The organism is Sulfitobacter sp. LC.270.F.C4, assembly GCF_032922545.1.
Lineage (GTDB): Bacteria > Pseudomonadota > Alphaproteobacteria > Rhodobacterales > Rhodobacteraceae > Sulfitobacter > Sulfitobacter profundi.
Map to the genome: position 1 here is coordinate 2,702,409 of NZ_CP136692.1, position 25,187 is coordinate 2,727,595.

27 protein-coding genes are annotated in these 25,187 nt (G+C 62.7%); 14 read left to right on the forward strand and 13 right to left on the reverse strand.

All coding sequences use genetic code 11. The features are described 5' to 3' along the window. Positions 1-24: 24 nt before the first annotated feature. The 6 genes from lnt to R1T45_RS17110 form a co-directional block, all read right to left on the reverse strand. Positions 25-1,524: an apolipoprotein N-acyltransferase gene (gene lnt, locus R1T45_RS17085; RefSeq protein ID WP_317389671.1), complete on the reverse strand. Its 1,500-nt coding sequence runs from the start codon at positions 1,522-1,524 to the stop codon at positions 25-27. Next, entirely contained in the window at positions 1,521-2,423 is a 903-nt protein-coding gene (locus tag R1T45_RS17090; RefSeq protein WP_007120802.1) for a hemolysin family protein, read from the reverse strand. Before R1T45_RS17090 ends, lnt begins: the two co-directional genes overlap by 4 nt. Before the next feature lie 27 nt (positions 2,424-2,450). Further along, complete coding sequence (gene ybeY / locus R1T45_RS17095) at positions 2,451-2,996, reverse strand: rRNA maturation RNase YbeY (protein ID WP_317389672.1); 546 nt, start codon at positions 2,994-2,996, stop codon at positions 2,451-2,453. After that, on the reverse strand, positions 2,971-3,960 hold the full coding sequence (locus R1T45_RS17100; protein WP_067627305.1) for a PhoH family protein: 990 nt from the start codon (positions 3,958-3,960) through the stop codon (positions 2,971-2,973). Before R1T45_RS17100 ends, ybeY begins: the two co-directional genes overlap by 26 nt. 147 nt (positions 3,961-4,107) lie before the next feature. Further along, the gene (locus tag R1T45_RS17105; RefSeq protein ID WP_386283760.1) at positions 4,108-4,410 is read right to left on the reverse strand and encodes a hypothetical protein; all 303 of its coding nucleotides are present in this window, start codon (positions 4,408-4,410) and stop codon (positions 4,108-4,110) included. Positions 4,411-4,444: 34 nt separating this feature from the next. After that, positions 4,445-4,987: an OmpA family protein gene (locus R1T45_RS17110; RefSeq protein ID WP_386283763.1), complete on the reverse strand. Its 543-nt coding sequence runs from the start codon at positions 4,985-4,987 to the stop codon at positions 4,445-4,447. A 457-nt stretch (positions 4,988-5,444) separates the two neighbouring features. Here R1T45_RS17110 and R1T45_RS17115 point away from each other — a divergent pair, with 457 nt between their 5' ends. Further along, positions 5,445-5,789, forward strand: a complete 345-nt coding sequence (locus R1T45_RS17115) for a hypothetical protein (protein ID WP_067627307.1) — start codon at positions 5,445-5,447, stop codon at positions 5,787-5,789. Positions 5,790-5,842: 53 nt separating this feature from the next. Here R1T45_RS17115 and miaB read toward each other — a convergent pair whose 3' ends face one another. After that, entirely contained in the window at positions 5,843-7,147 is a 1,305-nt protein-coding gene (gene miaB, locus R1T45_RS17120) for a tRNA (N6-isopentenyl adenosine(37)-C2)-methylthiotransferase MiaB (RefSeq protein WP_317389673.1), read from the reverse strand. A gap of 122 nt (positions 7,148-7,269) precedes the next feature. Between miaB and R1T45_RS17125 the strand changes: the two genes are divergently transcribed. From R1T45_RS17125 to R1T45_RS17140, 4 genes are all read left to right on the forward strand, one after another. Beyond that, the gene (locus R1T45_RS17125; RefSeq protein WP_317389674.1) at positions 7,270-8,139 is read left to right on the forward strand and encodes a hypothetical protein; all 870 of its coding nucleotides are present in this window, start codon (positions 7,270-7,272) and stop codon (positions 8,137-8,139) included. A 273-nt stretch (positions 8,140-8,412) separates the two neighbouring features. Beyond that, positions 8,413-9,105: a phosphatidylserine decarboxylase gene (locus tag R1T45_RS17130; protein ID WP_317389675.1), complete on the forward strand. Its 693-nt coding sequence runs from the start codon at positions 8,413-8,415 to the stop codon at positions 9,103-9,105. A 10-nt stretch (positions 9,106-9,115) separates the two neighbouring features. Then, positions 9,116-9,895 carry a CDP-diacylglycerol--serine O-phosphatidyltransferase gene (gene pssA / locus R1T45_RS17135; protein ID WP_259948618.1) on the forward strand — a complete coding sequence of 260 codons (780 nt, stop codon included), beginning with the start codon at positions 9,116-9,118 and terminating at the stop codon, positions 9,893-9,895. 1 nt (position 9,896) lies between these two features. Beyond that, the gene (locus R1T45_RS17140) at positions 9,897-10,514 is read left to right on the forward strand and encodes a class I SAM-dependent methyltransferase (protein ID WP_317389676.1); all 618 of its coding nucleotides are present in this window, start codon (positions 9,897-9,899) and stop codon (positions 10,512-10,514) included. Between the two features lie 31 nt (positions 10,515-10,545). Here R1T45_RS17140 and irrA read toward each other — a convergent pair whose 3' ends face one another. Beyond that, the gene (gene irrA / locus R1T45_RS17145) at positions 10,546-10,965 is read right to left on the reverse strand and encodes an iron response transcriptional regulator IrrA (RefSeq protein WP_120350574.1); all 420 of its coding nucleotides are present in this window, start codon (positions 10,963-10,965) and stop codon (positions 10,546-10,548) included. 163 nt (positions 10,966-11,128) lie between these two features. On the opposite strand from irrA, the gene fabA reads away from it, so the two are divergent. Next, positions 11,129-11,638, forward strand: coding sequence for a bifunctional 3-hydroxydecanoyl-ACP dehydratase/trans-2-decenoyl-ACP isomerase (gene fabA / locus R1T45_RS17150; protein WP_120350573.1), 510 nt, complete (start codon positions 11,129-11,131; stop codon positions 11,636-11,638). Positions 11,639-11,706: 68 nt separating this feature from the next. On the opposite strand, the gene R1T45_RS17155 is transcribed toward fabA, so the two are convergent. Both R1T45_RS17155 and R1T45_RS17160 read right to left on the reverse strand, forming a co-directional pair. Beyond that, entirely contained in the window at positions 11,707-12,309 is a 603-nt protein-coding gene (locus R1T45_RS17155; RefSeq protein ID WP_411041344.1) for an SDR family oxidoreductase, read from the reverse strand. A gap of 67 nt (positions 12,310-12,376) precedes the next feature. Continuing rightward, a complete protein-coding gene (locus tag R1T45_RS17160; protein WP_317389677.1) occupies positions 12,377-13,756 on the reverse strand; it encodes an NAD-dependent succinate-semialdehyde dehydrogenase in 1,380 nt (459 codons plus the stop codon). A gap of 163 nt (positions 13,757-13,919) precedes the next feature. On the opposite strand from R1T45_RS17160, the gene fabB reads away from it, so the two are divergent. Both fabB and R1T45_RS17170 read left to right on the forward strand, forming a co-directional pair. Continuing rightward, on the forward strand, positions 13,920-15,149 hold the full coding sequence (fabB, locus tag R1T45_RS17165) for a beta-ketoacyl-ACP synthase I (RefSeq protein ID WP_132445741.1): 1,230 nt from the start codon (positions 13,920-13,922) through the stop codon (positions 15,147-15,149). A gap of 9 nt (positions 15,150-15,158) precedes the next feature. Continuing rightward, positions 15,159-15,950 carry an enoyl-ACP reductase gene (locus R1T45_RS17170; RefSeq protein WP_317389678.1) on the forward strand — a complete coding sequence of 264 codons (792 nt, stop codon included), beginning with the start codon at positions 15,159-15,161 and terminating at the stop codon, positions 15,948-15,950. A 186-nt stretch (positions 15,951-16,136) separates the two neighbouring features. On the opposite strand, the gene R1T45_RS17175 is transcribed toward R1T45_RS17170, so the two are convergent. Both R1T45_RS17175 and R1T45_RS17180 read right to left on the reverse strand, forming a co-directional pair. After that, positions 16,137-17,252, reverse strand: a complete 1,116-nt coding sequence (locus R1T45_RS17175) for a class I SAM-dependent RNA methyltransferase (RefSeq protein WP_317389679.1) — start codon at positions 17,250-17,252, stop codon at positions 16,137-16,139. Positions 17,253-17,359: 107 nt separating this feature from the next. After that, on the reverse strand, positions 17,360-17,788 hold the full coding sequence (locus R1T45_RS17180) for a peptidylprolyl isomerase (RefSeq protein ID WP_120350568.1): 429 nt from the start codon (positions 17,786-17,788) through the stop codon (positions 17,360-17,362). Positions 17,789-17,982: 194 nt separating this feature from the next. Between R1T45_RS17180 and R1T45_RS17185 the strand changes: the two genes are divergently transcribed. The 6 genes from R1T45_RS17185 to R1T45_RS17210 all read left to right on the forward strand — a co-directional run bounded on the left by R1T45_RS17185 (position 17,983) and on the right by R1T45_RS17210 (position 23,871). Next, on the forward strand, positions 17,983-18,669 hold the full coding sequence (locus R1T45_RS17185) for a haloacid dehalogenase type II (protein ID WP_317389680.1): 687 nt from the start codon (positions 17,983-17,985) through the stop codon (positions 18,667-18,669). Next, positions 18,669-19,490: an alpha/beta hydrolase gene (locus R1T45_RS17190; protein WP_317389681.1), complete on the forward strand. Its 822-nt coding sequence runs from the start codon at positions 18,669-18,671 to the stop codon at positions 19,488-19,490. Before R1T45_RS17185 ends, R1T45_RS17190 begins: the two co-directional genes overlap by 1 nt. Beyond that, positions 19,487-20,458: a threonine/serine dehydratase gene (locus R1T45_RS17195; protein WP_317389682.1), complete on the forward strand. Its 972-nt coding sequence runs from the start codon at positions 19,487-19,489 to the stop codon at positions 20,456-20,458. The genes R1T45_RS17190 and R1T45_RS17195 overlap by 4 nt, the downstream gene beginning before the upstream one ends. Before the next feature lie 107 nt (positions 20,459-20,565). After that, the gene (gene pcaD / locus R1T45_RS17200) at positions 20,566-21,369 is read left to right on the forward strand and encodes a 3-oxoadipate enol-lactonase (RefSeq protein ID WP_317389683.1); all 804 of its coding nucleotides are present in this window, start codon (positions 20,566-20,568) and stop codon (positions 21,367-21,369) included. Positions 21,370-21,489: 120 nt separating this feature from the next. Next, positions 21,490-22,710: a TCR/Tet family MFS transporter gene (locus R1T45_RS17205; protein ID WP_317389684.1), complete on the forward strand. Its 1,221-nt coding sequence runs from the start codon at positions 21,490-21,492 to the stop codon at positions 22,708-22,710. 72 nt (positions 22,711-22,782) lie between these two features. Then, positions 22,783-23,871 (forward strand): zinc-binding dehydrogenase, encoded by a 1,089-nt coding sequence (locus tag R1T45_RS17210; RefSeq protein ID WP_317389685.1) that lies wholly within the window; start codon positions 22,783-22,785, stop codon positions 23,869-23,871. 17 nt (positions 23,872-23,888) lie between these two features. Here R1T45_RS17210 and R1T45_RS17215 read toward each other — a convergent pair whose 3' ends face one another. Beyond that, on the reverse strand, positions 23,889-25,166 hold the full coding sequence (locus R1T45_RS17215; RefSeq protein ID WP_317389686.1) for a glycerate kinase: 1,278 nt from the start codon (positions 25,164-25,166) through the stop codon (positions 23,889-23,891). Positions 25,167-25,187 lie beyond the last annotated feature (21 nt).

Consider the following 25,187-nt stretch of genomic DNA (forward strand, 5'->3'; position numbering starts at 1 on the left):
GCTTAGACAACCGCTGATGGATGGTCAATCGGCATTCCCGGGGCTGCGGCGGCGGGCCACGGCAAGCCCCGCAAGGCACAGCGCCAAGAGCACAGAAAGCGGCAAATCTCCGCTCCGGCTATAGAGTGTGGGCGGCAAGGGCGCGGGCAGTGGCGCGTCGATGAACCCTTCGGTGTTCAGCGCCAGCGATGCAGTCACACGCCCCTGCGGGTCGATCATCGCCGATATCCCAGTGTTGGCCGCACGGGCCATCGGCAGCCCCTGCTCAATCGCCCGCATCCGCGCTTGGGCAAGGTGCTGGCGCGGGCCTGCCGCCTTGCCGAACCATGCGTCATTGGTGACCTGCATCAGAAACGCGGGCCGCGCCGGGGCGGCGTTCACGTCATGGGCAAAGACGGCCTCATAGCAGATCAGCGGCAATGCCGCGCCGAGCGGTCCGATATCCAAAAGCTGCGCACCCGGCCCGCTGGAAAAGCCGTTGCCCTCCTGCGCGGCGAGCCCGTGTATCCCGAAACGCGCCATCAGATCGCCCAGCGGCATATATTCGCCAAAGGGAACGAGATGGTGTTTGTCATAGACCTGTCCGACCGCTCCATCGGCATCCAGCACCACCAGCGAATTGTAATAGCGCATGTTCGACCGGCGCTGCACGCCCAGAACCACCGGCACGTCAGAGGCGGCTCCAATCTCGGCCAGCGCACTGCCCGCCATATCCAGCGCCCATGGGATCGCGGTTTCGGGCCAGATTACCAGATCAGGCGCTTGGCCCCCGTCTTGCGGCGCGGCGGCGGTATAGTCGAGTTGCCGTGTGAAAAAGAATTCGAATTTGTCGGCGTTCCACTTCTCTCGCTGGGTCGCATTGGGCTGCACCAGCCGCACCACATGATCAGTCAGAACCGCTGGCGGCGCTTGCGGTGGCAGCAGCAAGAGCAGAACGGTCGACAGCGCCAGTGTCCCCTGCCCCAATCGCAGCGCCAAAGGGCCGCGCAGCAGCAAGATCGCGGCGATGGCAAAGAGCCAGAGGTTCAGCGCATAGGGGCCGACCCAAGCCAACCCCTGCCCGGCCATCACGCCGACCAGCGCCTGCGCGGGCATGGCCCATGGAAAACCCGTGAAAATATAGGCGCGCAGCAGTTCCACCGCCGCCCAAGCCAGCGCCAAGGCCAGCCCGCGCCGTGGTGCAATCCAACGGGCAAGACCAAAGGCCAGCCCCCAAAACAGCGCCATGCCCGCCGCCAGCAGGATCAGCGCAAAGGGCGCCATCCAGCCGTGGCGGGCCACATCGACCAAGAAGGGCGACACGATCCATTGCAGCGCGTGCAGGAAATAGCCAAAGCCAAAGCCCCAACCCAACAGCGCCGCGCGAAACGGGCCGCCAGATTGCGCACGGTACAGCCAAAACGCCGCCACCAGCCCGGCAAAGAGCATAAGCGGCAGTTCATAGGGTGCTTGCCCGAAGGCTGCGACGGCGCCGGCGATCGGAGCCAGCAACATCCGGCCCCGCATCGCCAGCCGTTGCCTCATCCCCCGGCCCCTTGGGTGCGGACCCGCAACCTTTTGATGCGGCGTGGATCGGCGTCGATCACTTCGAACTCAGGGCCATCGGGGTGCAAAACCACTTCGCCGCGCGCCGGAACCCGGCCCGACAGCATAAAGACCAAACCACCAAGGGTGTCGATCTCCTCCTCGTCGACGGTCTCATGGTCGGTCAGGGAATGGCCGATCTCAGCCTCGAAATCACCCAATGGTGTCTTGGCCAGTGCCAGATAGGTGCCGGGTTTTTCGACCGTCCAATATGTGCCCTCGTCGACGTCATGTTCGTCTTCGATTTCGCCTATGACCTGTTCGATCAGGTCTTCGATGGTGACCAGACCGTCAACGCCGCCATATTCATCAATCACCAAGGCCATATGGCGCCGCTCCGCCTGCATCTTGGTCAGCAGCACGCCGATGGTCATCGACGGCGGCACATAGACCAAGGGGCGCAGCATGGCGCGCAGATCAAATTTGGTGTTTTTGCCGTTAAAACCGTGGTTCAGCGCAAGGTCTTTCAGGTGGACCATGCCGACGGGCGTGTCCAGCGTGCCGTCGTAAACCGGCAGGCGGGTCATGCCGCTTTCCTTAAACACCGCCACCAGCTCATCCAGCGTGGCGCTGACCGGCACGGCGGTGATATCCGCCTTGGGCACCGCCACATCATCGACCCGCATCCGGCGCAGATTGATCATGCCGTGACCCGTGGGCCGCTCGGCCTCTGCCGATGCCTCTGGGGTGTCATCTTCGCTGTCCGATGGGCTTAGCGCCTCGAACACCCGAGAAAAGAAATTACCGGTGCGCATTGCGCTATCGTCCGGCAGCTCATGTCTATCTTCATCCGCAAGCGCGCTCTGCGCCGCCTCAGATGATCCGTCTGTATCGCCCATTGGGTCCCGTCTGTGTTGCAAAGCCCCTTAAGGCCCATTTTCCTTATATGGGTCATCATAACCCATTTTGCCAAGTATTTCGCGCTCCAACCCCTCCATCAACATGGCGTCGGGGTCATTTTCGTGGTCATAGCCCAGAAGATGCAACAGCCCATGTACGATGAGATGGGTCACATGCGCATTCAAAGGCTTGGCCGCCGCATTGGCCTCGGCGGCACATGTCTCATAAGCCATGGCGATGTCGCCCAGTTCAAGCATTCCGTCAATGCCGGGGGCGACGGGCAGCGGATCGCCGCCCGGTATGGCCGCGCCGCGCTCTTCCGCAGGCCAGCTGAGCACATTGGTGGCACGCGCCTTGCCACGAAAATCTTCGTTCAGCACAGCAATGCGCGCATCATCGCAGGCCAGCAGGGTCATCTCAGCGGTTTCCGCGTCCAGCCCCAGATGCCCAAGCGTGGCTTGCGCGGCGGCATGCGCCAGCGGCTCAAGGTCGACCGCCTCCCAGCGGTCGTCCTCAATCACGATATCGAAATCTTCAAGCATTACGTCAAGCGGCACCGCTATCCGCCTCATAAGCCTCGATAATCGCCGCCACGAGCGGGTGGCGCACCACGTCCTTCGAGGTGAAGTAGTTGAAGCTAATACTTGGGATCGTTTTCAGCAAACGTTCGGCATCCTGAAGCCCCGACTGCACCCCGCGCGGCAGGTCGATCTGTGTGCGGTCGCCAGTAATTACCATGCGCGAGTTTTGCCCCAGACGTGTCAGGAACATCTTCATTTGCATCGACGTGGCGTTTTGCGCCTCATCCAACACGACAAAAGCATTCGACAGCGTCCGCCCCCGCATAAAGGCCAGCGGTGCGATCTCGATGCGCTTTTCCTCTAGCAGTTTCGCCAGTTGCTTGCCCGGCAGGAAGTCATTCAGCGCGTCATAGAGCGGCTGCATGTAGGGATCGACTTTGTCCTTCATGTCACCCGGCAGATAGCCCAGCTTCTCCCCCGCTTCGACCGCAGGGCGGGAAAGGATAATCCGGTCCACATGGCCGCCGATGAACATCGACACGCCCACCGCCACCGCCAGATAGGTTTTGCCGGTGCCCGCAGGGCCGATGCCAAAGGCCAGTTCATTGTCGAACAGCGACTGGACATAGGCCTTCTGCGCGTCGGTGCGCGGCTCTACCCGTTTCTTGCGGGTCTGGATTTCAATCGCGTCGCCCATCGGCATTTCCAACTGATCGCCCTGACGCACGCCAGTGCCCGCGCTAGAATTGCCCATGCGCAACATTCCGTCCACATCTGCAGGCTCAACCGAGCGCCCGCTTTCCAGCCGCACATAAAGCGCGTTGAGCAGGCTTTCTGCTTTCTCGACGGCCTCGCCCTCACCCAAGATCTGCAGGTGATTGCCGCGCCGGATGATCTGCACCTCGAGCGATTTCTCGATGGCAGCCAGATGCGCGTCATAGGCGCCGCAGAGGTCGATCAAAAGGCGGTTATCGGGAAACTCCACCACCCGTTCGGCCGCGGTTTCCGGTGTCATCAGATCAGTTGAAGGCAATGCGCGTATCCTTTGTGAAGCACTAAATGGTGAGATAGTCAGGCGGGCAGGATTTACCAACCCGTAGCGACAAAAAGGGCCGAAGCGCAACGCGCTCCGGCCCGGTGTGTTTGATATGGCCCGCCAAGGTCAGTTCGGGTCTTTGATCTTGGAGCCACCTTTGAAGTGGCCCGCGGTATGTGTCGGCGGCGCCACGCCCGAGCAGACCGGCTTGCCGAATTTATCAAGCCGCGCCGAGAGATAGCCCTCGACCCCGTCGTCAATGATCCAGTGGTCGCAGCCGTTTGGATCAACCCAGATGCCCGCTTGAAGGGTGCTGAGGTGCTTTGTGTCGATGCCGCGGTCAACGGTCTTGTCCGAAGGATACCCCCGGCCCAGACCGCCTTCGTAATCGGTACAGGCCGACAGGCCGACGGCACAGGCGGTGACCATGAGAAGTTTCGTCTTAATCACTTTTACGGTCCCTTCAGCGAATGCAGATAATTTCGACACGGCGGTTTTTGGCCATGTTCGCAGCGGAATTGTTCGGCACGGCAGGCATCCGTTCACCATAGCCACGCACATCAGCGATCTTGGCCCCGACTTGGTTGGCGACACGCGCCACCGAGTTTGCGCGGTTGTAGGACAGACGCATGTTATACGCATCCGAGGCACGGCTGTCGGTATGGCCGGTGATGATGTAGGACACCGCGCCGGTCGACTGGAAGAAATTCGCCAGACGCGCGCGACCCTGGGCCGAGATGTTGTATTTGTCGGTGGCAAAGAACTGGTCCGCTTCCATCACACCGCAGACATCGCCACGGCGGCATACCGGGATGCCCTGACGGGTCGTATGCGGGGTCATATAACCCTCGGCCCCGTCATCCATGACCCAATGCTCACAGCCATCGGGATCGACCCAGATGGTCGGCGTGTAGACGCCCTTGTCACGGCCCTGTTGCGAGGGTGTCTGCGCATCGGCCGACGTGCTGGCCACAGTCAGCGCCGCCGCCATCGTCAGGCTGGCCATGGCGCGCAGTGCTTTGGAAATAGTGGGTCCCACAGCTTTTGTCCTATTCTAAATATTGATTCTTATTTTTGGCAAATGCGACCCCTCCCCGGACCCGCGCCTTGTTAGTATAGGGTTAGGTTAGGTAAAAACTGCCCTGCTGTGAAGCTGTGAAATCAACATTTTGTGGCCGAGCCTTGACCGATTACAACGAATCCTTCGCGCAATAACGGTGAAACCGATGACTGCGGCGGCCGTTTTCTGTTCACCGGAAAGACTGAAATTACCCTATTGCCTATGCCTTGGCGACAATCCTCGGCAAGCCCTTGAGATTGTTCTCAACCCCCTGACAGTGCCTTCGAATCTTCTTGAAACACGCACCTTTAGACCTAAACCTCTATCCATCGGATCGCGAGGGTGGGACTTCGCGTGGCTTTGCCGATCTTGATTGCTGCAATGATAACTGGGGGACCAACTCATGATGAAAATGCTACTCGCCACCGCCGTCACCGGCCTGCTTGCCATGCCTGCTTTTGCCGGGGGTGTGAAATACGCCTACCACAACCAAGGCAAGGCGCATCCAACGGGCAATGTGATCCACGTCAGCTGCTACCGCGGCCCGTGGAATGATGTGATCTGGGACCGGCCAAACTCGGTCTTCGTGGATAGCCTCGTGGCCGTCGGCTATGACTTCTCCACCGCCCATGCCGTGGCCGAGCGTGTCTGCCGGGATCACACGCTGGTGGGCAACCCTGAGGGGCTGAAAGCGACGATGAAACGGATCTTTGCGGATGCCGCTTCGCATCGCAAGCACAACTACTGACAAGCTTAGGGTGCGCGGCAACGCGCACCCGCAACGGCCCTAGTGGCGGCCCGTTAGACCAAGACAGCCGCCAAAGAGTTTGTCTTGGCTTCGGTCACCCTTACGCGCTGAATGTCACCGATCTGCGCCGTGCAGTTCTCGATATGAACCGCGTGCAGATACTCTGACTTGCCAAGCATCTGACCGGGCAAACGGCCCTTCTTCTCAACCAGAACCGACACCTCGCGGCCCATCATCGACTGCTGGATCTCTTGTTGGTGCTGGGTGATTAACCCTTGCAGGCGCTGCAAGCGATCGTCGGCCACGGCTGCATCGACCAGCGGGCGTTCGGCCGCCGGGGTGCCGGGGCGGGTGGAATATTTGAACGAATAGGCATAGCCGTAGCGCACCTGCCGGACGAGCTCCATCGTGGCCTCAAAGTCGGCATCGCTTTCCTCGGGGAAGCCGACGATGAAATCGCCTGACAGCACAATATCAGGCCGCGCCTCGCGGATGCGTTCGAGCAGCTTCAGATAGCTCTCGGCGGTGTGGCTGCGGTTCATCCGTTTCAAGATGTGATCACTGCCCGACTGCACCGGCAGGTGCAGGTAAGGCATCAACTCGGGCACCTCACCATGGGCCGCAATCAGATCGTCGCCCATGTCGTTGGGGTGGCTGGTGGTGTAGCGGATACGCTCCAACCCGTCGACATTGGCCAGCGCGCGGATCAGACCGGCCAGCGTCATGCCGCCGTGGTAAGCGTTTACGTTCTGGCCCAGCAGGGTGACTTCGCGCACGCCGCGCTCGACCAGATCGCGGGCTTCTTCCAGCACCTTCTCGGCGGGGCGAGAGACTTCGGCCCCCCGCGTATAGGGCACCACGCAGAAGGCGCAGAACTTGTCGCAGCCCTCTTGCACGGTGAGGAAGGCCGCGGGCGCGCGTTTCATCTTAGGGCGGCCCTTGAGGTGGTCGAATTTGTCTTCGGCCGGGAAATCAGTGTCGAGCGCGCTCTGCCCGCTCTGCACCTTCGCCTCCATTTCTGGCAAACGGTGGTAGCTTTGCGGGCCGACCACCAGATCGACAGCCGGCTGGCGGCGCATGATCTCTTCGCCCTCGGCCTGTGCCACGCAGCCCGCCACGCCGATCTTCAGATCGGGGCGCGCGTCTTTCAACGGCTTCAGGCGGCCCAGTTCGGAATAGACCTTCTCAGCCGCCTTTTCGCGAATGTGGCAGGTATTGAGCAGGATCATATCCGCATCATCGGCCCGGTCGGTCGTGACATAGCCCTGACCGCCAAGGCTTTCGGCCATGCGTTCGCTGTCATAGACGTTCATCTGGCAACCATAGGTCTTGATAAACAGCTTTTTCGGTTGTGTCATGGCGGGCATCCAAGGGTTTTGACGGATTTCGGGCAGATGGCGTCGTCTAACAGCGGTGGCCGCGTCTTGCAATGGACCCGGAATTGACCGACCTTGCGGCACGGAAATACCAGCGGGGGCCTATGCGGTATCGCGATCTAGATCATCTTATCAAAGAGGCCCGCCCGGCGCTGGAGGCAGCCCCCATCGCCATGATCTTGGTCGAGGATGAGGTCGAGGTCGACACCACCCTGCGCCACCACCAGCAAGCGGGCTTTGACAGTGTGGTGGCGCTGATGCCCCCCGCTTTTGACCTGCCCCGCGACTTGCAGCAAAGCGTGCTGCGGGTGGACTATGACACCACCGCCGAAGCCGCGCTGGAAGGGGCCGTGAACCGCATGATCGCCGCGGTGCCGGGGCAATGGCTTTATTATTGCTACAACGCCGAATATCTGTTCCACCCCTTCAGCGAGACGCGCAACGTCAAGGAATTGCTGGCCTTTCACGGAGAAGAGCGGCGCGATGCCATGCTGGCCTATGTGGTCGACCTCTATGCGCTGGACCTCCAAATGCATCCCGATGCCGTCTCACTCGATCAGGCGCATCTGGACCGGTCGGGCTATTACGCGCTGGCGCGCAAGGATCCATCGCGGCAGGGGCATCCCAAGGAACGGCAGCTTGATTTCTTTGGCGGGCTGCGTTGGCGGTTTGAGGAACATGTGCCACCGCAGAGCCGCAAGATCGACCGCATCCCCCTGTTTCGCGCCAAACCGGGGCTGCTGCTGCGCGGCGATCACACGTTCAACAACGAGGAATACAATACCTACGCCTGCGCGTGGCACCATAATGTCACCGCGGCGGTCTGCTCTTTCCGCACGGCCAAGGCGCTGAAGCGCAATCCCGGCAGCCGCTATGATATCCCGACATTCCAGTGGCATAATTCCGAGCCGTTCGAGTGGCATTCCCGGCAGTTGATGGATTTGGGTCTGATGGAGCCGGGGCAGTGGTTTTGAAAAGCTTCCTTCGCCACCACACCGCCCGGTGGCACACCGGGCATCGCCCTCCCTCCCCCCGGAGGGCGATTTCGCAACGCTTCACCAACGAGACACGCTAGGTCCAAGAACACCCGCCCCGCGCCACGTGACCATCGATCGCCCACCAGGGAGGGCGATGCCCTCAGCATTCCCCCTTGCACCGACCCGCCGATGCCGTCCCCAAGATCAAAACCTCCTTGCACTCACCCGCCATGCACCTATGACGGAAGACAGCCTGAACGGGAGGGTCCGATGTCCGTCAACTTGCTCGACACATTCATCAAACCGATGCACCGCGAGGGCATCAAATTCGTGGCGATCTTCGCCGCCGTCACACTGGTGCTCTTCGCCATCGAAGAGGTGCTGGGCTGGATCGGCGTCGGTCTCACCATCTGGTGCTACTACTTTTTCCGCGACCCAGAGCGTGTCACGCCGGATAGGCCCGACCTGATCGTCAGCCCTGCCGACGGCATCGTCTCGCTCATCGAGCCTGCGGTGCCGCCCGCCGAACTGGGCATGCCGGATGTGCCGCTGACCCGCGTCAGCGTCTTCATGAGCGTGTTCAACTGCCACATCAACCGCGCCCCCGTCGCGGGCAAGGTGCAGGCTGTGGCCTACCGCCCCGGCAAATTCTTTAACGCCTCGCTCGACAAAGCCAGCGGCGACAATGAGCGCAACAGCCTGTGCATCCGTATGGACGACGGGCGCGATCTGGCCGTGGTGCAGATTGCGGGGCTCGTGGCGCGACGGATCGTCTGCTTCGTGAAATCCGGTGACGGTTTGGAAACCGGCGAACGCTTTGGCTTGATCCGCTTCGGCTCCCGGCTAGATGTCTACTTGCCCGAAGGCGTCGACCCGATGGTGCGCATTGGGCAGACCATGGTCGCCGGGGAAACCGTGCTGGCCGAGTTGAAACAACCGGTGATCCACACCGCCCCACTTTAGGAAAGCCTCCATGCGCCCCCCTTCTGAAAAGACCGGCGCAGACCTTGCGCTGATCCAGCTCCTGCCCAATGCGCTGACGATCACCGCGATTTGCGCAGGGCTTTCGGCAATCCGTTTTGGGGTGCAGGGCAACTATGTGCTGGCGGTGCAGCTGATCCTGCTGGCCTGTGTACTCGATGGGCTGGACGGACGGCTCGCGCGGCTCTTGCGCTCCTCCAGCCCGATGGGCGCGGAACTGGATTCGCTGGCCGATTTCCTGAACTTCGGGGTGGCCCCGCCGCTGATCCTCTACTTCTGGGCGTTGCAAGACATGCGCAGCGCGGCGTGGATTTCCGTGCTGATCTATGCGGTCTGCTGCGTGGTGCGGCTGGCGCGGTTCAACGTGAACGACAAAGCCGAAGCCGAAAAGGCCAAGAACGGCGACGCGGTGGGCGAAAGCGGCTCGTTCTTTACCGGCATCCCCTCGCCTGCCGGTGCGTTGCTGGTGCTGCTGCCGATGACCGCCTCCTTTGCCTTTCACAACCGGCCCATCGTGCCGGATTGGTTGATCTGCCTGCATATGGTGCTGATCGGTTTTCTGATGATCAGCCGCATCCCCACGTGGTCGTTCAAGACCACCAAAGTCTCGCGCCGCCATGTAAAGTACCTGCTGGTGGGTGTGGCAATTTTTGCCGCCGCACTGGCGACCTATGCTTGGACCACGCTTGTCGTGCTCTGTGTGGCCTATATCGGCATGGTGATCTGGGGCCTATTGCGGGCGAAGAAAACGAATAAAACCAAAAGGATTTAAGATGGATATCAAGGCGGTCGAGACTTCTTATGCCCGCTGGGCGCCGATCTACGACAAGACCTTTGGCGCGCTCACCAGCGGTGGCCGTCGCCATGTGGTCGCCCATATCAACAAGGGCGAAGGTACAGTGCTCGAAGTCGGCGTTGGCACCGGATTATCGCTGCCGCATTACGCGCCACATCTTTCGGTCACAGGTATGGACTTCAGCGATGAGATGCTCACCAAGGCCCGCCAGCGCGTTGCGCGCGAAGGGCTGACGCATGTAGCCGGCCTGCGCCAGATGGATGCCCGTGACCTTGATTTTCCCGACGCCAGTTTCGACACCGTCGCCGCCATGCATGTGCTGTCGGTCGTGCCCGAACCTGAGCGCGTGATGGAGGAGATCGCCCGCGTGCTCAAACCCGGCGGTCAGGTGGTCATCGCCAACCACTTCATGCGGACCACCGGCGTGCTGGGCTTTCTTGAAAAGGTCTCGGCCCCCTTCGCCAATACGCTTGGCTGGCATTCAGATTTCGAGATGGAGACCGTGTTGCAACAAGACGCGCTGCAGGTCGAAGACGAACGCGCCTTGCCGCCAATGGGCATGATGACGTTTCTGGTGCTGCGCAAACGCGGCTGATCGCTCACGCGGCGGGGCGCGCCCCGCCCGTTCAGGATTTCCGGCGCAGGCGGATCACCACATCGACCGAGGCAATCTCGGCCCCATCGGGCGCATCGGGAAGCTGCGCGATCACCAATTGCTCAGAAGGCGCGTCGGTCAGCTTGCTGTCGTCTTCCCAAAAGAAATGCGGGTGGTCGTGGGTGTTGGTGTCGAAATAGCTTTTGGAGCCATCCACGGTCACTTCCTGCAACAGCCCCGCATCACAAAAAGCGCGCAGCGTGTTGTAGACCGTGGCCAGCGACACGGCCTCGCCCTGCCCCTTTGCGGCCTCAAACAGGCTTTCAGCGGTGACGTGGCGATCTTGGCCATCGCCCACCAGAAGGCTCGCCAGCGTGACACGTTGGCGCGTAGGGCGCAGCCCGGCCTGAGCCAGCCAGCGCGTTCCGACCTCTTGTTCCTGTTCGGACATCAGTTCCCTGCCTTTCAGGGTCATATAAAGGAGGAAATCCCCGGTTTTCAATTGAAAACCTCAAGCCAATCGTCGCAGCCCCCCGCGCGCGGGCCTTGCAGCATGCCGGAACGCGATGTTAAACGGGGCCGATGTTATAACAGAGCAGCAGGAGAGCCGCAGGATGGCCGACTACCCCACGAGTTTCGACAAGGAAGATCTGCTGAAATGCGCCCGCGGCGAGCTTTTCGGCCCCGGGAACGCACAGCTTCCCGCCCCGCCGATGCTCATGATGGACCGGATCACCGATGTCTCGGCCGATGGCGGCGCCCATGGCAAGGGCCATATCATCGCCGAGTTCGACATCACGCCCGACCTGTGGTTTTTCGAATGTCACTTCCCCGGCAACCCGATCATGCCCGGCTGTCTGGGCCTTGACGGTCTGTGGCAATTGACCGGTTTCAACCTCGGCTGGCGCGGCTGGCAGGGGCGCGGCTATGCGCTTGGCGTGGGCGAAGTAAAGCTGACGGGCATGGTGCGCCCTGAGCGCAAGATGCTGACCTATAAGATTGATTTCACCAAGGCGATCCAGACCCGCCGCCTGACCATGGGCGTGGCCGATGGCATCGTCGAAGCCGATGGCGAGGTGATCTATCAGGTGAAAGACATGAAAGTCGCGCTGAGCGAAAGCTGAGCCAAAGCGACATTCCGACAAGAAAAAAGGGGGCCCGCGTGGCCCCCTTTTGCGTTTGCATCACCCGTTCAGAGCGTCTGCATCTCTTGCACCTTGCCATCGTGGCGCCCGGTCACTGCAGCCTCGGCCAAAACGGCGGCGACATCAGCGCGATGTGCCTTGCCTTTCTGATCGACACCTTCGCCGAGATTGATCGCATTGGTCTTGGGGTCATCGGTCAGCGCCACAGGCCGCAGGATCGAATGGGTCAACCCAGAGGCTTGCAGGTGCGCGTCTGCTGCCTGCTTCGCCTTCAGGTAATGGGTCATCTCATTGTCCTCCGGCGGATTGTCGGCACCGACAGAGCTCAGCATGACGAAACGCTCAACATCGGCCTCGCGCGCCAGATCGACCAGATGTTGCGCGCCCTCGCGGTCGACCTTCTCGGTCATCTCTGGCCCTGAGCTACCGCCAGACCCGGCAGCAAAAACCACCGCATCGACGCCGTCACAGACACCCGCCTGCAGATTGGTCAAATCACCCTTCCGCTGCTCGGTGCCCTCCGGCAAAACCGACGTGTCTGAACCGTCGCGCACCAGCGCGATGGGCTCGGCTCCTCGGTCTTTCAATTCACTGACGAGCAAACGCCCGGTTTTGCCGGTCGCACCGGCGACAAGTACTTTCATAGTCATCTAGAACCTCTTGCAATCTATCGTTCAAATCGGCGAGCGGCATGCAGCATCGCCCGCCCTTTGCCATTTAGGACGGCAGAAAAATCGCCTTGGCGTTGACAAATTCGCTCATGCCAAAACCGCCATGTTCACGTCCATAACCGGAGTTCTTGACCCCGCCGAAGGGCATATTCGGATCCGCCAACCCAAAACCGTTGATCCGGATCATCCCGGTGTCAAACTCGGCCCGAGCCAACTCAAGTGCGCGGTCTTCGTCTTTCGAGAAGATACCGCCGCCAAGACCATAGCGGCTGTCATTGGCAATGCGCATCGCATCTTCATCGTCCTTCGCGCGGATCACCGAGGCGACAGGGCCGAAGATTTCATCGTCATAGGCGGGCGAGCCGGGCTTCACATTGCCCAACACGGTCGATGGATAGTAGGCACCGGTACGATCAGGCACTTCGCCACCGCAGAGCAGTTCGCAGCCCTTTTCGACGCTTTCCTTAACCTGATCGCGCACTGTTTCGAACTGCTCTTGGCTCGACAACGGGCCAAGGCCGGTGCTTTTGTCCATCGGGTCGCCCATCTCGATCGATTTCATCTGCTCGACAAAAGCTTTCACGAAGGCATCGTAGTTTTTGTCGGTCACGATAAAGCGCTTCGCCGAGATGCAGGTCTGGCCGTTGTTGTAAATCCGACCAGCAACAGAGAATTTCACCGCCGTGTCGATATCCGCGTCATCCAACACGATGAAGGCATCGTTCGAGCCCAGCTCCAGCACCGATTTCTTGAGATGCTTTGCCGCCAGCGACCCAATGTGGCTGCCCGCCTTGTCAGAGCCTGTCATGGTCACGCCGCGCACCAGATCATGGGCGATCAGCTTGTCGCTGGTGTCATGGTCGATGATGACGACGTTAAACAGGTCTTTCGGCAGGCCCGCCTCTTCGCAAATTTCCTTAAGACGCAGCGCGCTGCCGGTACAAATCTGGGCATGTTTCAGGACGTTACCATTGCCTGCCATCAGGTTTGCCGCCAAAACGCGGACCGGCTGGTAAAAGGGGAAGTTCCAAGGCTGGACCGAATAGATCACGCCTATCGGCTGATAGGTCACCACGCCGTTTTTCTTGCCATCCATCAACTCGCGGGTCTCGTCCTTGAGCTTTTCCGGGCCCGCATCGGCGGTCCAGTCGAAGATCGCGGCGCAGAGGTCAACTTCGTCAAGGCTGTCTTGATAGAGCTTACCCACCTCGCGGGTCATCAACTCAGCCAGTTCCTCTTTATTATCGCGCAGCTTTTCAGCAATCTTTTTCAGATAGGGCGCGCGCTCATCATGGGAGAGCTTGCGCCAGTCCTTAAAGGCCTCATGCGTGGCTTCGACCGCGCGGAGCGCCTCGGCTTCGGACATGACGTTGTAGGTGTTCAGTACCTCTTCGGTGGCGGGGTTTACCGTCTTGATCTCGGGCATTCTGTTCTCCTTTATGTCTCGCTGGGCAAACACAGCCCGTCCAGCGCGCGTTCCATCACAGAACCTTGACCGCGAACTTCGCGCCCGCAGGACCGGCAAACCGCTTGCGCCGTATGGGCGTGCTGGCATACACCGGGGCTGCCAAAACAAAGGAGTGCTGCGCATGCGCCGCGTCGTCGTCACAGGGTTGGGGATTGTCTCATCCATCGGAAATAACGCCGAAGAAGTGCTCGAAGCACTCAAGAACGGCACATCCGGGATCGAAGCCAGCCCGGAGATGGCCGAACACGGGTTCCGCAGCCGCGTCGCCGGCACGCTCAAGATCAATCTGGCCGATCATATCGACAAGCGCACCCTGCGCTTCATGGGGCCGGGCGCGGGTTATGCCTATGTGGCGATGGATCAGGCGATCAAGGATGCCGGGCTGAGTGAAGATCAGATCAGCAACCCGCGCACCGGTCTGGTGGCAGGCTCCGGCGGGCCGTCGACCAGCGCCATGTTCGCCGCGCATAACATCGTCAAAGACACCGGGGCGACCAAGCGCATCGGGCCTTTTGCCGTGCCGAAATGCATGTCTTCGACTGTCAGCGCGAACCTTTCGACCGCGTTCAAGATTAAGGGAATTAACTATTCCATCACCTCCGCCTGTTCCACCTCGCTGCATTGCATCGGCAACGCGGCCGAGCAGATCATGCTGGGCAAGCAAGACGTGATGTTTGCCGGTGGCGGCGAAGAGTTGGACTGGACGCTGTCGTGCCTCTTCGACGCGATGGGCGCGATGTCGTCCAAGTACAATGACGCGCCCGAAACGGCGAGCCGCGCCTTCGACGCCGACCGCGACGGTTTCGTGATCTCCGGCGGCGGCGGTATGCTCGTGCTCGAAGACCTTGACCACGCGCTGGCGCGCGGTGCGAAAATCTATGCCGAAGTGACCGGCTATGCCGCCACCAGCGACGGCCACGACATGGTGGCCCCCAGCGGTGAAGGCGGCGAGCGTGCGATGCGTCTGGCGCTCGACACCCTGCCCGAAGGCCGCAAGGTCGGCTATATCAACGCGCACGGCACCTCGACGCCCGTCGGCGACGTGGGCGAAATCGAAGCCGTCCGCCGGGTCTTTGGCCAAGGCAGCACGCCGCCAGTAAGCTCGACCAAGTCGATGACCGGCCACGCGCAGGGCGCTGCGGGCGCACTGGAGGCGATCTTCAGCCTGCTGATGCTCGACAACGATTTCATCGCCCGGTCGATCAATGTGCAAAACCTCGACCCCGCGCTCGATCCTTCGGAGATTGCGCTGGAGCGCGTCGACAACGCGGGCCTCGATTCCGTGATGACCAACTCCTTCGGGTTTGGTGGCACCAATGGGTCGATGATCCTGTCAAAGTATAAGGGCTGAGGGCGCGATATGTCAGGTATGCTTGAAGGAAAACGCGGCCTTATCATGGGCGTGGCCAACGAACGGTCTATCGCTTGGGGCATCGCGAAAGCGATGTCCGAGGCCGGGGCCGAACTGGCCTTTACCTATCAGGGCGAAGCCTTTGGCAAACGCCTTGAGCCGCTGGCGCAGAGCGTCGGATCGGACTTCATGGTCGATGTCGATGTGACCGATGACGCCTCGCTCGACCGTGCTTTTGATGAGCTGGGCGCGCGCTGGCCGACGATTGACTTCGTCGTGCATGCCATTGCTTTCTCAGATAAATCCGAGCTGACGGGCCGGTTTCTGAACACCAGTCGGGCGAACTTCAAGAACTCGATGGATATCTCGGCCTATTCCTTCATTGACGTGGCGCGCCGCGCGCATCCGCTGATGGTTGAGAACGGCGGCACGCTGATGACGCTGACCTACATGGGGTCGAACCGCGTGACGCCGAATTACAACGTGATGGGTGTGGCCAAAGCGGCGTTGGAAAGTGCCACGCGCTATCTGGCGAATGATCTGGGGCCGGAAGGCATCCGCGTAAACGCGATTTCACCGGGGCCGATGAAGACACTGGCGGGGGCTGCCATCGGTGGCGCGCGCAAGACGTATAAGCACACGGATCAAAACGCGCCGCTGCGGTCGAATGCGACGTTGGAGGCTGTTGGTGGCACGGCGGTTTATCTGGCATCGGATGCGGGGGCCTGCACCACGGGCGAGATTGTCCGGGTCGATGGGGGCTTTCATGTGCTGGGGATGCCGCAGGCGGAGCATCTGTAAAGGGTTTTGACATCCTAGGCCCGGAAACAAGCCGCAGGCGCCGGGCCATCGCCTGCCCGTCCCCACGGGGAGGCGATTTGGCAAGACTGGGCGCGCCTTCGCGAGGGCGCGTTACCGCTGCACCATAAAGTGGCACGGATCACCGCTGCAATCGCCACCCCACGGGCAGGCGCTGGCCCTTAGTCTCTACCGCAACACATCCGTCTGCCAGAGCCAAATCTTCATCCCCCCATGTGCAATCGCCGGCCCCTGCGGCTTCCACGGCAACCCAGTCGCCCGCGCCAAGGGCGGCTCTGACGTTACCAGCCCCACACGCCAACCGCGGAACCGCGTCTTCAGCGTCTCGCCCAGCGTCCCATACAAAGGATAAAGCAGCTTCTTATTCCCGATCCGCCCTCCGTAAGGCGGGTTCACGATCACCAGTCCCGGCGGTCCCTCGGGCGGCTGCACCTCCCCTGCCCCGTGGCAGGCGAAATGACACCACGCGCCCACATCCGCACGCTCGGCATTGGCCGTGCTCATGCGGATCGCGCCCGCGTCCCGGTCCGAGCCGTAGAACCGCGCCGCAGGTTCGGCCACCGCCCCACCGCTGCGCATCTCCTCCCAAACCCCGGCATCGAAACTCGCCAAATCCTCAAAGGCAAAGCTTCGGCTGCGCCCCGGCTTCACCCCCGCCGCAATCTCCGCCGCTTCGATCAGAAACGTCCCCGAGCCGCACATCGGATCCACCACCGGCTCGCCCGGCGTGTACCCACATGACCGCAACATCAGCGCCGCCATATTCTCGCGCATCGGCGCCTTGCCCACGGCCTCTTTATGCCCGCGTTTGTGCAGCGCCTCGCCAGAGGTATCGAGGCTGAATTGCACCGCATTGTCGTGGATGCGCACCTTGAGCACCAATGCTGCCTCGGCATCCACCGTGATGCCATGGCTTTCATGCAGCGCGGTCTCAACCCGCTGCTGCGCGGCCCCGGCGTGGTAAATCTTCGACGCCTTGCACGTCACCTGCACCTTCACCGGCACATCGGCGCGCAGCACGTCACCAAAGGGAAACTTGCGGCAGCGTTTGTCCAACTGCGCCAGATGGAAGGCCATAAACCCGCCAATCCGCGCCAGCACCCGGCCCGCGCCGCGTAGCTCTAAGTTCGCGCGCCATACCTCGGGCCAGCCGCCCTGAATGGTCACGCCGCCGGGCTGCGCCTGCGCTTCGACAAAACCTTTTTCCTGCGCCTCGGCGCAGAGCAAATCCTCAAGCCCGGGCGGGCAGACAAGGAAAATCTCGAATGTATCTGGGGTATCCATGGCCCCTGCATAAGCGCCTGCGCGCTGCGGTGCGAGGGGAAAAGACGCAGATCGCGCCTTGTAGGCCCGCCGGAGAGACATCCCCCCGGCAGGCAGTGTCAGATCGCTTAGGCGATTTTGACCAGTTCGATGTCGAACTGCAGGTCTTTGCCTGCCAGCGGGTGGTTGGCGTCGAGGGTCACGGTGGTCTCGTCTACTTCCACCACGGTCACGGGCAGCGCCTGACCTTCGGGCGTCTGCATCTGCAACTGCGTGCCGGGATCAAGCGGGATGTCCGCCGGAATGCCTTCGCGCGGCACCGATTGGCGCATCTCGGGGTTCACCGGGCCATAAGCTTCTTCGCTGGGCACCTGAACGACCTTCTTGTCGCCTTCGGTCATGCCGGGCAGCGCGCTGTCGAGGCCGGGGATGATCTGACCCGAACCCACAACGAATTCCAACGGGTCACGGCCCTCAGAGCTATCAAAAGTGGTGCCGTCCTGCAGCGTGCCGGTATAGTGAATCTGTACTGTGTCGCCGGATTTGACCTCAGCCATTGTTGTCTCCAATTTGTCAGGGGAAAAAGGGAAGGAGGCCGCGTATCTGCGCGGGTGCTCCAAATTCCGCGACAGCATGAAGATTGTGATCCCGAGAGTAAACCCCCAGTCCCGGCCGATTGGGGAATTCGCCCCTTTCCGCCGCTGCGTCCGCGTGCCACTCTGCCGCGACACGGAAAGGGAGAGCCTGTCAGATGCCCATCACCACCTGCGTTTTCGACGCTTACGGAACCCTGTTCGACGTGGCCGCCGCTGCCCGGCAAGCCGCAAATGAACCCGGTTTTGCCGCCATCGCCGACACATGGCCGCAACTGGCAGAACACTGGCGCCTCAAGCAGTTGCAGTATTCATGGCTGCGCGCCGTAACCGGGGCGCATGACGATTTCTGGCAGGTCACCCAAGAGGGTCTGGACTGGTCGTTGGAGAAGATGGGCGTCGCTGACGACCCTGCCCTGCGCAAGCGCCTGTTGGCGCTTTATTGGGAGCTTCAGGCCTTTGCCGAAGTTCCCGCCATGCTGCGTGCGCTGAAAGACGGCGGCCTGAACACCGCGATCTTATCCAACGGCTCGCCCGCCATGCTGGACGGCGCGGTGCAATCTGCGGGAATCAGTGACCTTTTGGATGTGTCGCTCTCGGTCGAAAGTGTCGGGGTCTTCAAACCCCATGCATCGGTCTATGATCTTGTGGGGGCGCACTACAGCTGCGCCAAAGACGAGGTGCTGTTCGTCTCCTCCAACGGCTGGGATGCAGCGGCAGCGACGGGCTATGGTTTCACGACCGCATGGGTGAACCGGGGCGGCGATCCGGTGGACCGGCTGCCATGGAAACCGGCGCATCAGTTGCGAGACCTCAGCGGCATCCCTGCATTGGCGGGGCTTTGATGGCGCGGTTCACCACCTCCGACGGACTGTCCCTGCACTACACGGACGAAGGCTCCGGCCTGCCGATCCTCTGCCTTGCTGGCCTCACCCGCACCGGGGCGGATTTCGACTATCTGGCCCCGCATCTGGCGGATCATCGCCTGATCCGCATGGATTACCGGGGCCGAGGGCGTTCGGATTTTGACCAGAATTGGCAGAACTACACGCTGCCGGTGGAATGCCGTGATGTGCTGGAACTGCTGGCGCATCTGGGGTTGGACAAGGTCGCCATCATCGGCACCTCGCGCGGCGGGCTTAATGCGATGGGACTAGCGATGATCGCCCATGATCACCTGCTGGGCGTGGCGCTGAATGATGTCGGGCCAGAGCTGGACGCAAAGGGCGTCGAGTTCATCATGGGCTATCTGGGCCGCAACCCCGCCGCCAAGACCTATGAAGAGGCCGCCGCCGCCATGGCCCGGGCCTTTCCCGAATTTCGCGGCGTGCCGGAAGGCCGTTGGCTGGAAGAGGTGCAGCGCCATTACACAGCCACCGACGACGGGCTGAAAATCACCTATGACCCGCATCTGCGCGATGCCATCGCCACAGCAGGGCAGCCGACGCCCGACCTCTGGCCGTTTTTCGACGCGCTTCAGGGCATGCCGCTCGCGGCGATCCGGGGGGCCAATTCGACCCTGCTCAGCCGCGAAACGCTGATGCAGATGCAGGCGCGGCGGCCGGATATGATCGTGGCCGAGGTGCCGGATCGCGGCCATGTGCCGTTTCTCGACGAACCCGAGGCGCTGGCCGCGTTGCACGAATGGATAGGACAATTGCAATGAACATCGACATGATCCGCGCCGCCGCCGCCCGGGCAGAGGGCCATGTGCGGCGCACGCCCCTGTTGAACTCGCCCTTTCTGGACGAGATCGCGGGCCGTCGCATTTGGGTCAAGCCAGAGTGCTTGCAACATACCGGCAGTTTCAAGTTTCGCGGTGCGTGGTCGGCGCTGTCATCGCTGGATCCTGACGCGCGGGCGAAGGGTGTCATCGCCTATTCCAGCGGCAACCACGCGCAGGGCGTGGCGCTGGCGTCGAAAATGCACGGTGCCCCCGCCGTGATCGTCATGCCCAAAGACAGCCCGCGCCTGAAAATCGCCAACACCCGCGCCTATGGGGCCGAGGTCGTGCTCTATCACCGCGCGAATGAGAGCCGCGAGGAGATCGGCGCGCGACTGGCCGAAGAACGCGGCCTAACACTGATCAAACCCTATGACAATCCGCAGGTCATCGCGGGCCAAGGCACCACGGGGCTGGAGATCGCGCAGCAGGCAGCCGAGGCGGGGATCCACTCTGCCGAAGTCATCGTCTGCTGCGGCGGCGGTGGCCTGACCTCTGGCATCGCCTTGGCGTTGGAGGCCGAGGCCCCCAGCTTTCGCGTGCGCCCGGCAGAGCCGGAAGGCTTTGACGATGCGGCCCGGTCACTGGCCTCTGGCAAGATCGAGCAGAACCCAAGCGCTTTGGGATCAATCTGCGACGCCATCGTCACACCCGCGCCGGGCGAGCTGACTTTTCCGATCATGCAACGGCTTGTCGGGCCGGGGCTGGTGGTGAGCGACGACGAGGCGCTGAAGGCGATGGGCCATGCCTTTAACCGGCTGAAGGTTGTCGCCGAGCCGGGCGGTGCCGTGGCGCTGGCGGCGGCACTGTTCCGTGGGGCAGAGATTGAGGGCGACGATGTGATCGTCACCATCTCTGGCGGGAATGTGGATGCGGATATGTTCGCGCGGGCGCTGCAGACGTTGGGGTAAAGACAAGGGCAGCGCCGGCCTAGGGGGCATTTTTGATCTGTCCCGCCTTTGACCTGCGCCGCGCGCGCTATATGCTGGCCACCACCGCCGCTCACAGGAGACCCCCCATGCAGATATTCGATACCGGTGACGTCCAACTTCACTACCGCGTCGATGGCCCCGAAGACGGCGCGCCTGTGGTCTTTGCCAATTCGCTCGGCACCGATATGCGCCTGTGGGATCCCATTCTGCCACTGCTCGCCCCCGGTCTGCGCATCATCCGTTTTGATAAACGCGGCCATGGCCTCTCATCCTGCCCGCCCGCGCCCTATTCGATGGGGTCGCTCATTACCGATACCGAACGGCTGCTCGATCACCTGCAGGTGCGCAACTGCGTCTTCGTCGGGCTCTCGATCGGCGGCATGATCGCGCAGGGGCTGGCTGTCAAACGGCTCGACATGATCCGCGCGCTGGTGCTGAGCAACACCGCCACCAAGATCGGCAACCGCGACATCTGGGACACGCGCATCGCCGCCGTGGAACAGGGCGGCATCGAAAGCCTTGCCGATGCGGTGATGGAGCGCTGGTTCTCCGCACAATTCCGCGCGACGCCGGAGCTGGCGCTGTGGCGCAACATGCTCACCCGCCAGCCGGACGCGGGCTATGCGGGCTGTTCGGCGGCGATCTCGCACAGCGATTTCATGACCCCCACCTCCGGCCTGCGCCTGCCCGCGCTTGGCATCGCAGGGTCCGAGGACGGCTCCACCCCGCCCGACCTGGTGCGCGAGTTGATGGACCTGATCCCCGCCTCGAAATTCAAACTGATCCGCCGCGCGGGGCACCTGCCCTGTGTGGAGCAGCCGCAGGAATACGCTGATACGCTAAACGATTTTCTTGCCAGTGTCGGGCATATCCCGAAGGCACAGGGCTGAGCGTGGCGGCAGGTGTCTCTGGCGGCAAGCGGGCCATGCGCCCGCAACGCCTGCCGCATTCGCGCCCTATCGCGACGTCCACCCTTGCCTTCGCCCCCTGCGCGGACCAGATCTGACCGAATGCCGCTGCCACTGATCTTTATCCTTGTGACGGTGATGATCGATGCCATGGGCGTCGGCCTGATCCTGCCCGTCATGCCCGACCTGATCCGCGAAGTTCGCGGCGGCGGGCTGAGCGATGCGGCCCTTTGGGGTGGCGTGCTGGCCACGGGCTTTGCCGCGATGCAATTCCTCTTCGGCCCGGTGCTGGGGGGGCTCTCCGACCGTTTTGGTCGCCGCCCGGTCTTGCTGCTGGCACTGGTCGTGATGACGGTGGATTACGGCGTCATGGCACTGGCGGGCAGTGTCTGGCTGCTGCTGATCGGGCGGCTGGTGGGCGGTGTGACGGCGGCAACCCATGCCACGGCCTCGGCGTATATGGCCGATATCTCTCCGGCGCAGGACCGCGCGGCGCGTTTCGGGCTGATCGGCGCGGCCTTTGGCGCGGGCTTTGTTCTGGGGCCGCTGATGGGCGGCATCTTGGGCGAATATGGCACCCGCGCGCCGTTTTGGGCGGCGGCGGTGCTGGCGGCGGGCAATGCGGCCCTCGGCTGGGCTGTGCTGCGCGAAACCCTGCCCCAGACGCAACGCCGCGCCTTTGATTGGCGGCGGGCCAATCCGCTGGGTGCGCTGCGTGCCCTTGGCCGCCTGCCCGAGATCGGCAGGCTTCTGGCGGTCTATTTCATCTACCACGTGGGCTTTGCCGCCTATCCGGCGGTCTGGGCCTATTTCGGGGTTGAGCGGTTTGGCTGGTCCCCTACGATGATCGGCCTGTCACTGGGTCTTTTTGGCGTGCAGATGGCCCTTGTCCAAGGCGCGCTGATCGGCCCCGTGATCCGCCGCTTGGGCGCCCGTGCCACGGTGATCTTGGGCCATGTCTTTGCCCTTGCCGCCTTTGCCGCGCTGACCGTGCTGACCTCAGGCACTTGGGCGCTGATCATGACCCCGCTTGCCGCCCTTGCCGGGGTCATCCCCCCGGCGCTTCAAGGCATCATGTCGACCCGCGTCAGCGCTGATGCCCAAGGCGAGCTGCACGGCGCGCTCAGTTCCTCCACCGCGCTAGCGATGATCATCTCTCCCTTGGCGATGACCGCGGTCTTTGCGTATTTCACGGCCCCCGATACCGCGCTCTACCTGCCCGGCGCGCCCTTCCTGCTGGCGCTGTTTCTGACCCTCGGCGGGCTGGTGATCTTTGCCAGCCGCCCTCCCCTCACGTCACAAACCGGCACTTCGCCGCATTAGGCCCATTCCCCGCCTTGCGCCACCGGCCCTTCCGCGTCAGGCTGGCGAAAACCAAGTGAAAGGGACAGGCCATTGCAAATCATCAAAGCCGCCGTCTGCCATGCCTTTGACAGCCCGCTGAGCGTCGAAGACATCCGCCTGCAGGCACCACAATCCGGCGAGGTCGAAGTGACCTTGGATGCCGTGGCGATCTGCCACTCCGACATCCTGTTTGCCGAAGGCGGCTGGGGCGGCACCCTGCCTGCCGTCTATGGCCATGAGGCCGCAGGCCGGGTCAGCGCCGTAGGGCCGAATGTACAGGGGCTGGTCGAGGGCGACAGCGTGGTGGTCACCCTGATCCGCGCCTGCGGCAGCTGCCCCAACTGTGCCTCGGGTCAGCCGACGATCTGCGAAACACCGCAAGCGCCCGAAGGGCCGCTTCAGACCGCAGAGGGGGCGCCGCTTTTTCAAGCCATGAACACCGGCGGTTTCGCCGAAAAAGTGGTAGTCGACCGCTCGCAGGCCGTGAAAATCTCACACGACATCCCCAAAGACGCCGCCTGTCTGATCGCCTGCGGCGTGATCACCGGCGTGGGTGCCGTGGTCAATGCAGCGGGCCTGCGCGCAGGCCAAGATGTGGTGGTGATCGGCGCGGGCGGGGTCGGCCTTAATGCCATCCAAGGGGCGCGCATCGCGGGCGCACGGCGGATCGTGGCGGTGGACATGACCGAAGAAAAACTCGCCATCGCCCGCGAATTCGGCGCGACCGACACCGTGCTCGCGACCGAGGCGAAACCGTGGCGCGCGGCCTTCAAGGCCATGGGGCGCGGGGCGGATGCCGTGATCGTCACCGTCGGCGCGATCCCCGCCTATGAAACCGCGCCGCGCTACCTTGCGGCCGGGGGCCGGGTGATCATGGTTGGCATGCCCCACAGCGGGGCCGAGGCCAGCTATGAGCCGGTGGTCCTTGCCGCCTTGGGGCAAGGTATGGTCGGCTCCAAAATGGGCGACGTGGTGATCCAGCGCGATATCCCGTGGATGGTCGACCTTTACCTTCAGGGCCGCTTGCAACTCGACAACCTGATCTCCGGGCGCTGGCGGCTGGATCAGATCAACGAGGCGATTGCCGACACCAAGACCGGCGCTGCGAAGCGCAACGTGATTATCTTCGACCGCACCTAGGCGGACCCAGAACCGGCTCAGCTTTCGGGTAGATCGCCGATCAGCAGGGCGCGGAAATCATTCACATTGGTCCCGGTGGGGCCGGTGTGAAACAGGGCGTCTACCGCCGCAAACGCGCCGTAGGCATCGTTGTGTTGCAAGGCGCGGCGCGGGTCCACCCCTGCCGCGCGCATCGCGCCCGCCGTGCCCGGCGTGACGAATGCGCCCGCGTTGTCCTCGGACCCGTCGATGCCGTCGGTGTCCGCCGCCAAGGCGGTGATGCCTTCCTGCCCGTCGAGTGCCAGCGCCAAGGACAGCGCGAATTCACTGTTGCGCCCGCCGCGCCCCTTGTGGCGCAGGGTGACCGTCGTCTCTCCGCCTGAGAGCAGCACCAGCGGCGCGGGATGCGGGAAACCGCTTTGTTGCGCCTGCCGGGCAAGTGCGGCATGCACCAGCGCCACCTCGCGCGCCTCGCCTTCGATCGCGTCCGACAGTATCCATGCGGTCACCCCCCGCGCCTGTGCCGCCTCGGCCGCCGCGGTGAGGGACAGACCCGCAGAGGCAATAACATGCGTGACCGTCTTGCTGGGCGCGTCTTGCGCAGGCTGCTGCGCGGCCTCTTGCAGAAAAGCCATGCAACGAGGCGGCAGTTCCAGCCCCCGCGCGGCCACCTCCTCCAACACCTTCGCCGCGGCCCGTCGCCCCGGCACCGTAGGGCCAGAGGCCACGGCCCCCGGATCATCCCCCGGCACATCCGAGACGACAAGGCTCACCACCTGCGCGGGATAGGCCAGTTCCGCCAGACGCCCGCCGTTCACCGTGCTGAACTGTTTGCGGATGTCATTCATCACCGAGATTGGCGCGCCTGAGGCCAGAAGCGCCGAGTTCAACGCCTGCAAATCCTCTAGCGTCAGCCCCTCGGGTGGGGCGGGCAAAAGCGACGACCCGCCGCCGCAGATCAGCGCGATCACCTGATCCTCCGGCCCCAGCCCGCGCAGCGCATCCTGCAAGGCGCGGGCGGCCTCGATCCCGGCCTGATCGGGTACCGGATGGGCGGCCTCCAACACCTTGATGCGCTGGCAGGGCGCGCCATAGCCATAGCGGGTGACCACGACACCGTCATAGGGATGCGGCCAGAGCGCCTCGAACGCCTGCGCCAATTGCGCCGCCCCTTTGCCTGCGCCGATCACCACCGTTCGGCCCTTGGGGGGCGGCGGCAGCCTGTCCTTCAAGATCAGCCGCGGATCGGCGGCGGCGACGGCGGTGTCGAACAGGTTGGCCAAGAACTGGCGTTTCGGATCATTGAGGTTGGACATAGGGCACTCCGGCTGCTGTGG

What these genes read in the sequence shown, in the direction of transcription:
- R1T45_RS17170 (WP_317389678.1), top strand. Translation starts at nt 15,159, where the DNA reads ATGTCAGGTATGCTTGAAGGAAAACGCGGCCTTATCATGGGCGTGGCC.
- miaB (WP_317389673.1), bottom strand. Translation starts at nt 7,147, where the DNA reads ATGACACAACCGAAAAAGCTGTTTATCAAGACCTATGGTTGCCAGATG.
- R1T45_RS17130 (WP_317389675.1), top strand. Translation starts at nt 8,413, where the DNA reads ATGTCCGTCAACTTGCTCGACACATTCATCAAACCGATGCACCGCGAG.
- pcaD (WP_317389683.1), top strand. Translation starts at nt 20,566, where the DNA reads ATGCAGATATTCGATACCGGTGACGTCCAACTTCACTACCGCGTCGAT.
- R1T45_RS17110 (WP_386283763.1), bottom strand. Translation starts at nt 4,987, where the DNA reads ATGGCCAGCCTGACGATGGCGGCGGCGCTGACTGTGGCCAGCACGTCG.
- lnt (WP_317389671.1), bottom strand. Translation starts at nt 1,524, where the DNA reads ATGAGGCAACGGCTGGCGATGCGGGGCCGGATGTTGCTGGCTCCGATC.
- R1T45_RS17160 (WP_317389677.1), bottom strand. Translation starts at nt 13,756, where the DNA reads ATGCCCGAGATCAAGACGGTAAACCCCGCCACCGAAGAGGTACTGAAC.
- R1T45_RS17100 (WP_067627305.1), bottom strand. Translation starts at nt 3,960, where the DNA reads ATGACACCGGAAACCGCGGCCGAACGGGTGGTGGAGTTTCCCGATAAC.
- R1T45_RS17205 (WP_317389684.1), top strand. Translation starts at nt 21,490, where the DNA reads ATGCCGCTGCCACTGATCTTTATCCTTGTGACGGTGATGATCGATGCC.
- R1T45_RS17115 (WP_067627307.1), top strand. Translation starts at nt 5,445, where the DNA reads ATGATGAAAATGCTACTCGCCACCGCCGTCACCGGCCTGCTTGCCATG.
- R1T45_RS17185 (WP_317389680.1), top strand. Translation starts at nt 17,983, where the DNA reads ATGCCCATCACCACCTGCGTTTTCGACGCTTACGGAACCCTGTTCGAC.
- R1T45_RS17105 (WP_386283760.1), bottom strand. Translation starts at nt 4,410, where the DNA reads ATGGTCACCGCCTGTGCCGTCGGCCTGTCGGCCTGTACCGATTACGAA.
- R1T45_RS17125 (WP_317389674.1), top strand. Translation starts at nt 7,270, where the DNA reads ATGCGGTATCGCGATCTAGATCATCTTATCAAAGAGGCCCGCCCGGCG.
- irrA (WP_120350574.1), bottom strand. Translation starts at nt 10,965, where the DNA reads ATGTCCGAACAGGAACAAGAGGTCGGAACGCGCTGGCTGGCTCAGGCC.
- R1T45_RS17140 (WP_317389676.1), top strand. Translation starts at nt 9,897, where the DNA reads ATGGATATCAAGGCGGTCGAGACTTCTTATGCCCGCTGGGCGCCGATC.
- R1T45_RS17155 (WP_411041344.1), bottom strand. Translation starts at nt 12,309, where the DNA reads ATGACTATGAAAGTACTTGTCGCCGGTGCGACCGGCAAAACCGGGCGT.
- ybeY (WP_317389672.1), bottom strand. Translation starts at nt 2,996, where the DNA reads ATGAGGCGGATAGCGGTGCCGCTTGACGTAATGCTTGAAGATTTCGAT.
- R1T45_RS17195 (WP_317389682.1), top strand. Translation starts at nt 19,487, where the DNA reads ATGAACATCGACATGATCCGCGCCGCCGCCGCCCGGGCAGAGGGCCAT.
- fabA (WP_120350573.1), top strand. Translation starts at nt 11,129, where the DNA reads ATGGCCGACTACCCCACGAGTTTCGACAAGGAAGATCTGCTGAAATGC.
- R1T45_RS17215 (WP_317389686.1), bottom strand. Translation starts at nt 25,166, where the DNA reads ATGTCCAACCTCAATGATCCGAAACGCCAGTTCTTGGCCAACCTGTTC.
- pssA (WP_259948618.1), top strand. Translation starts at nt 9,116, where the DNA reads ATGCGCCCCCCTTCTGAAAAGACCGGCGCAGACCTTGCGCTGATCCAG.
- fabB (WP_132445741.1), top strand. Translation starts at nt 13,920, where the DNA reads ATGCGCCGCGTCGTCGTCACAGGGTTGGGGATTGTCTCATCCATCGGA.
- R1T45_RS17175 (WP_317389679.1), bottom strand. Translation starts at nt 17,252, where the DNA reads ATGGATACCCCAGATACATTCGAGATTTTCCTTGTCTGCCCGCCCGGG.
- R1T45_RS17090 (WP_007120802.1), bottom strand. Translation starts at nt 2,423, where the DNA reads ATGGGCGATACAGACGGATCATCTGAGGCGGCGCAGAGCGCGCTTGCG.
- R1T45_RS17180 (WP_120350568.1), bottom strand. Translation starts at nt 17,788, where the DNA reads ATGGCTGAGGTCAAATCCGGCGACACAGTACAGATTCACTATACCGGC.
- R1T45_RS17190 (WP_317389681.1), top strand. Translation starts at nt 18,669, where the DNA reads ATGGCGCGGTTCACCACCTCCGACGGACTGTCCCTGCACTACACGGAC.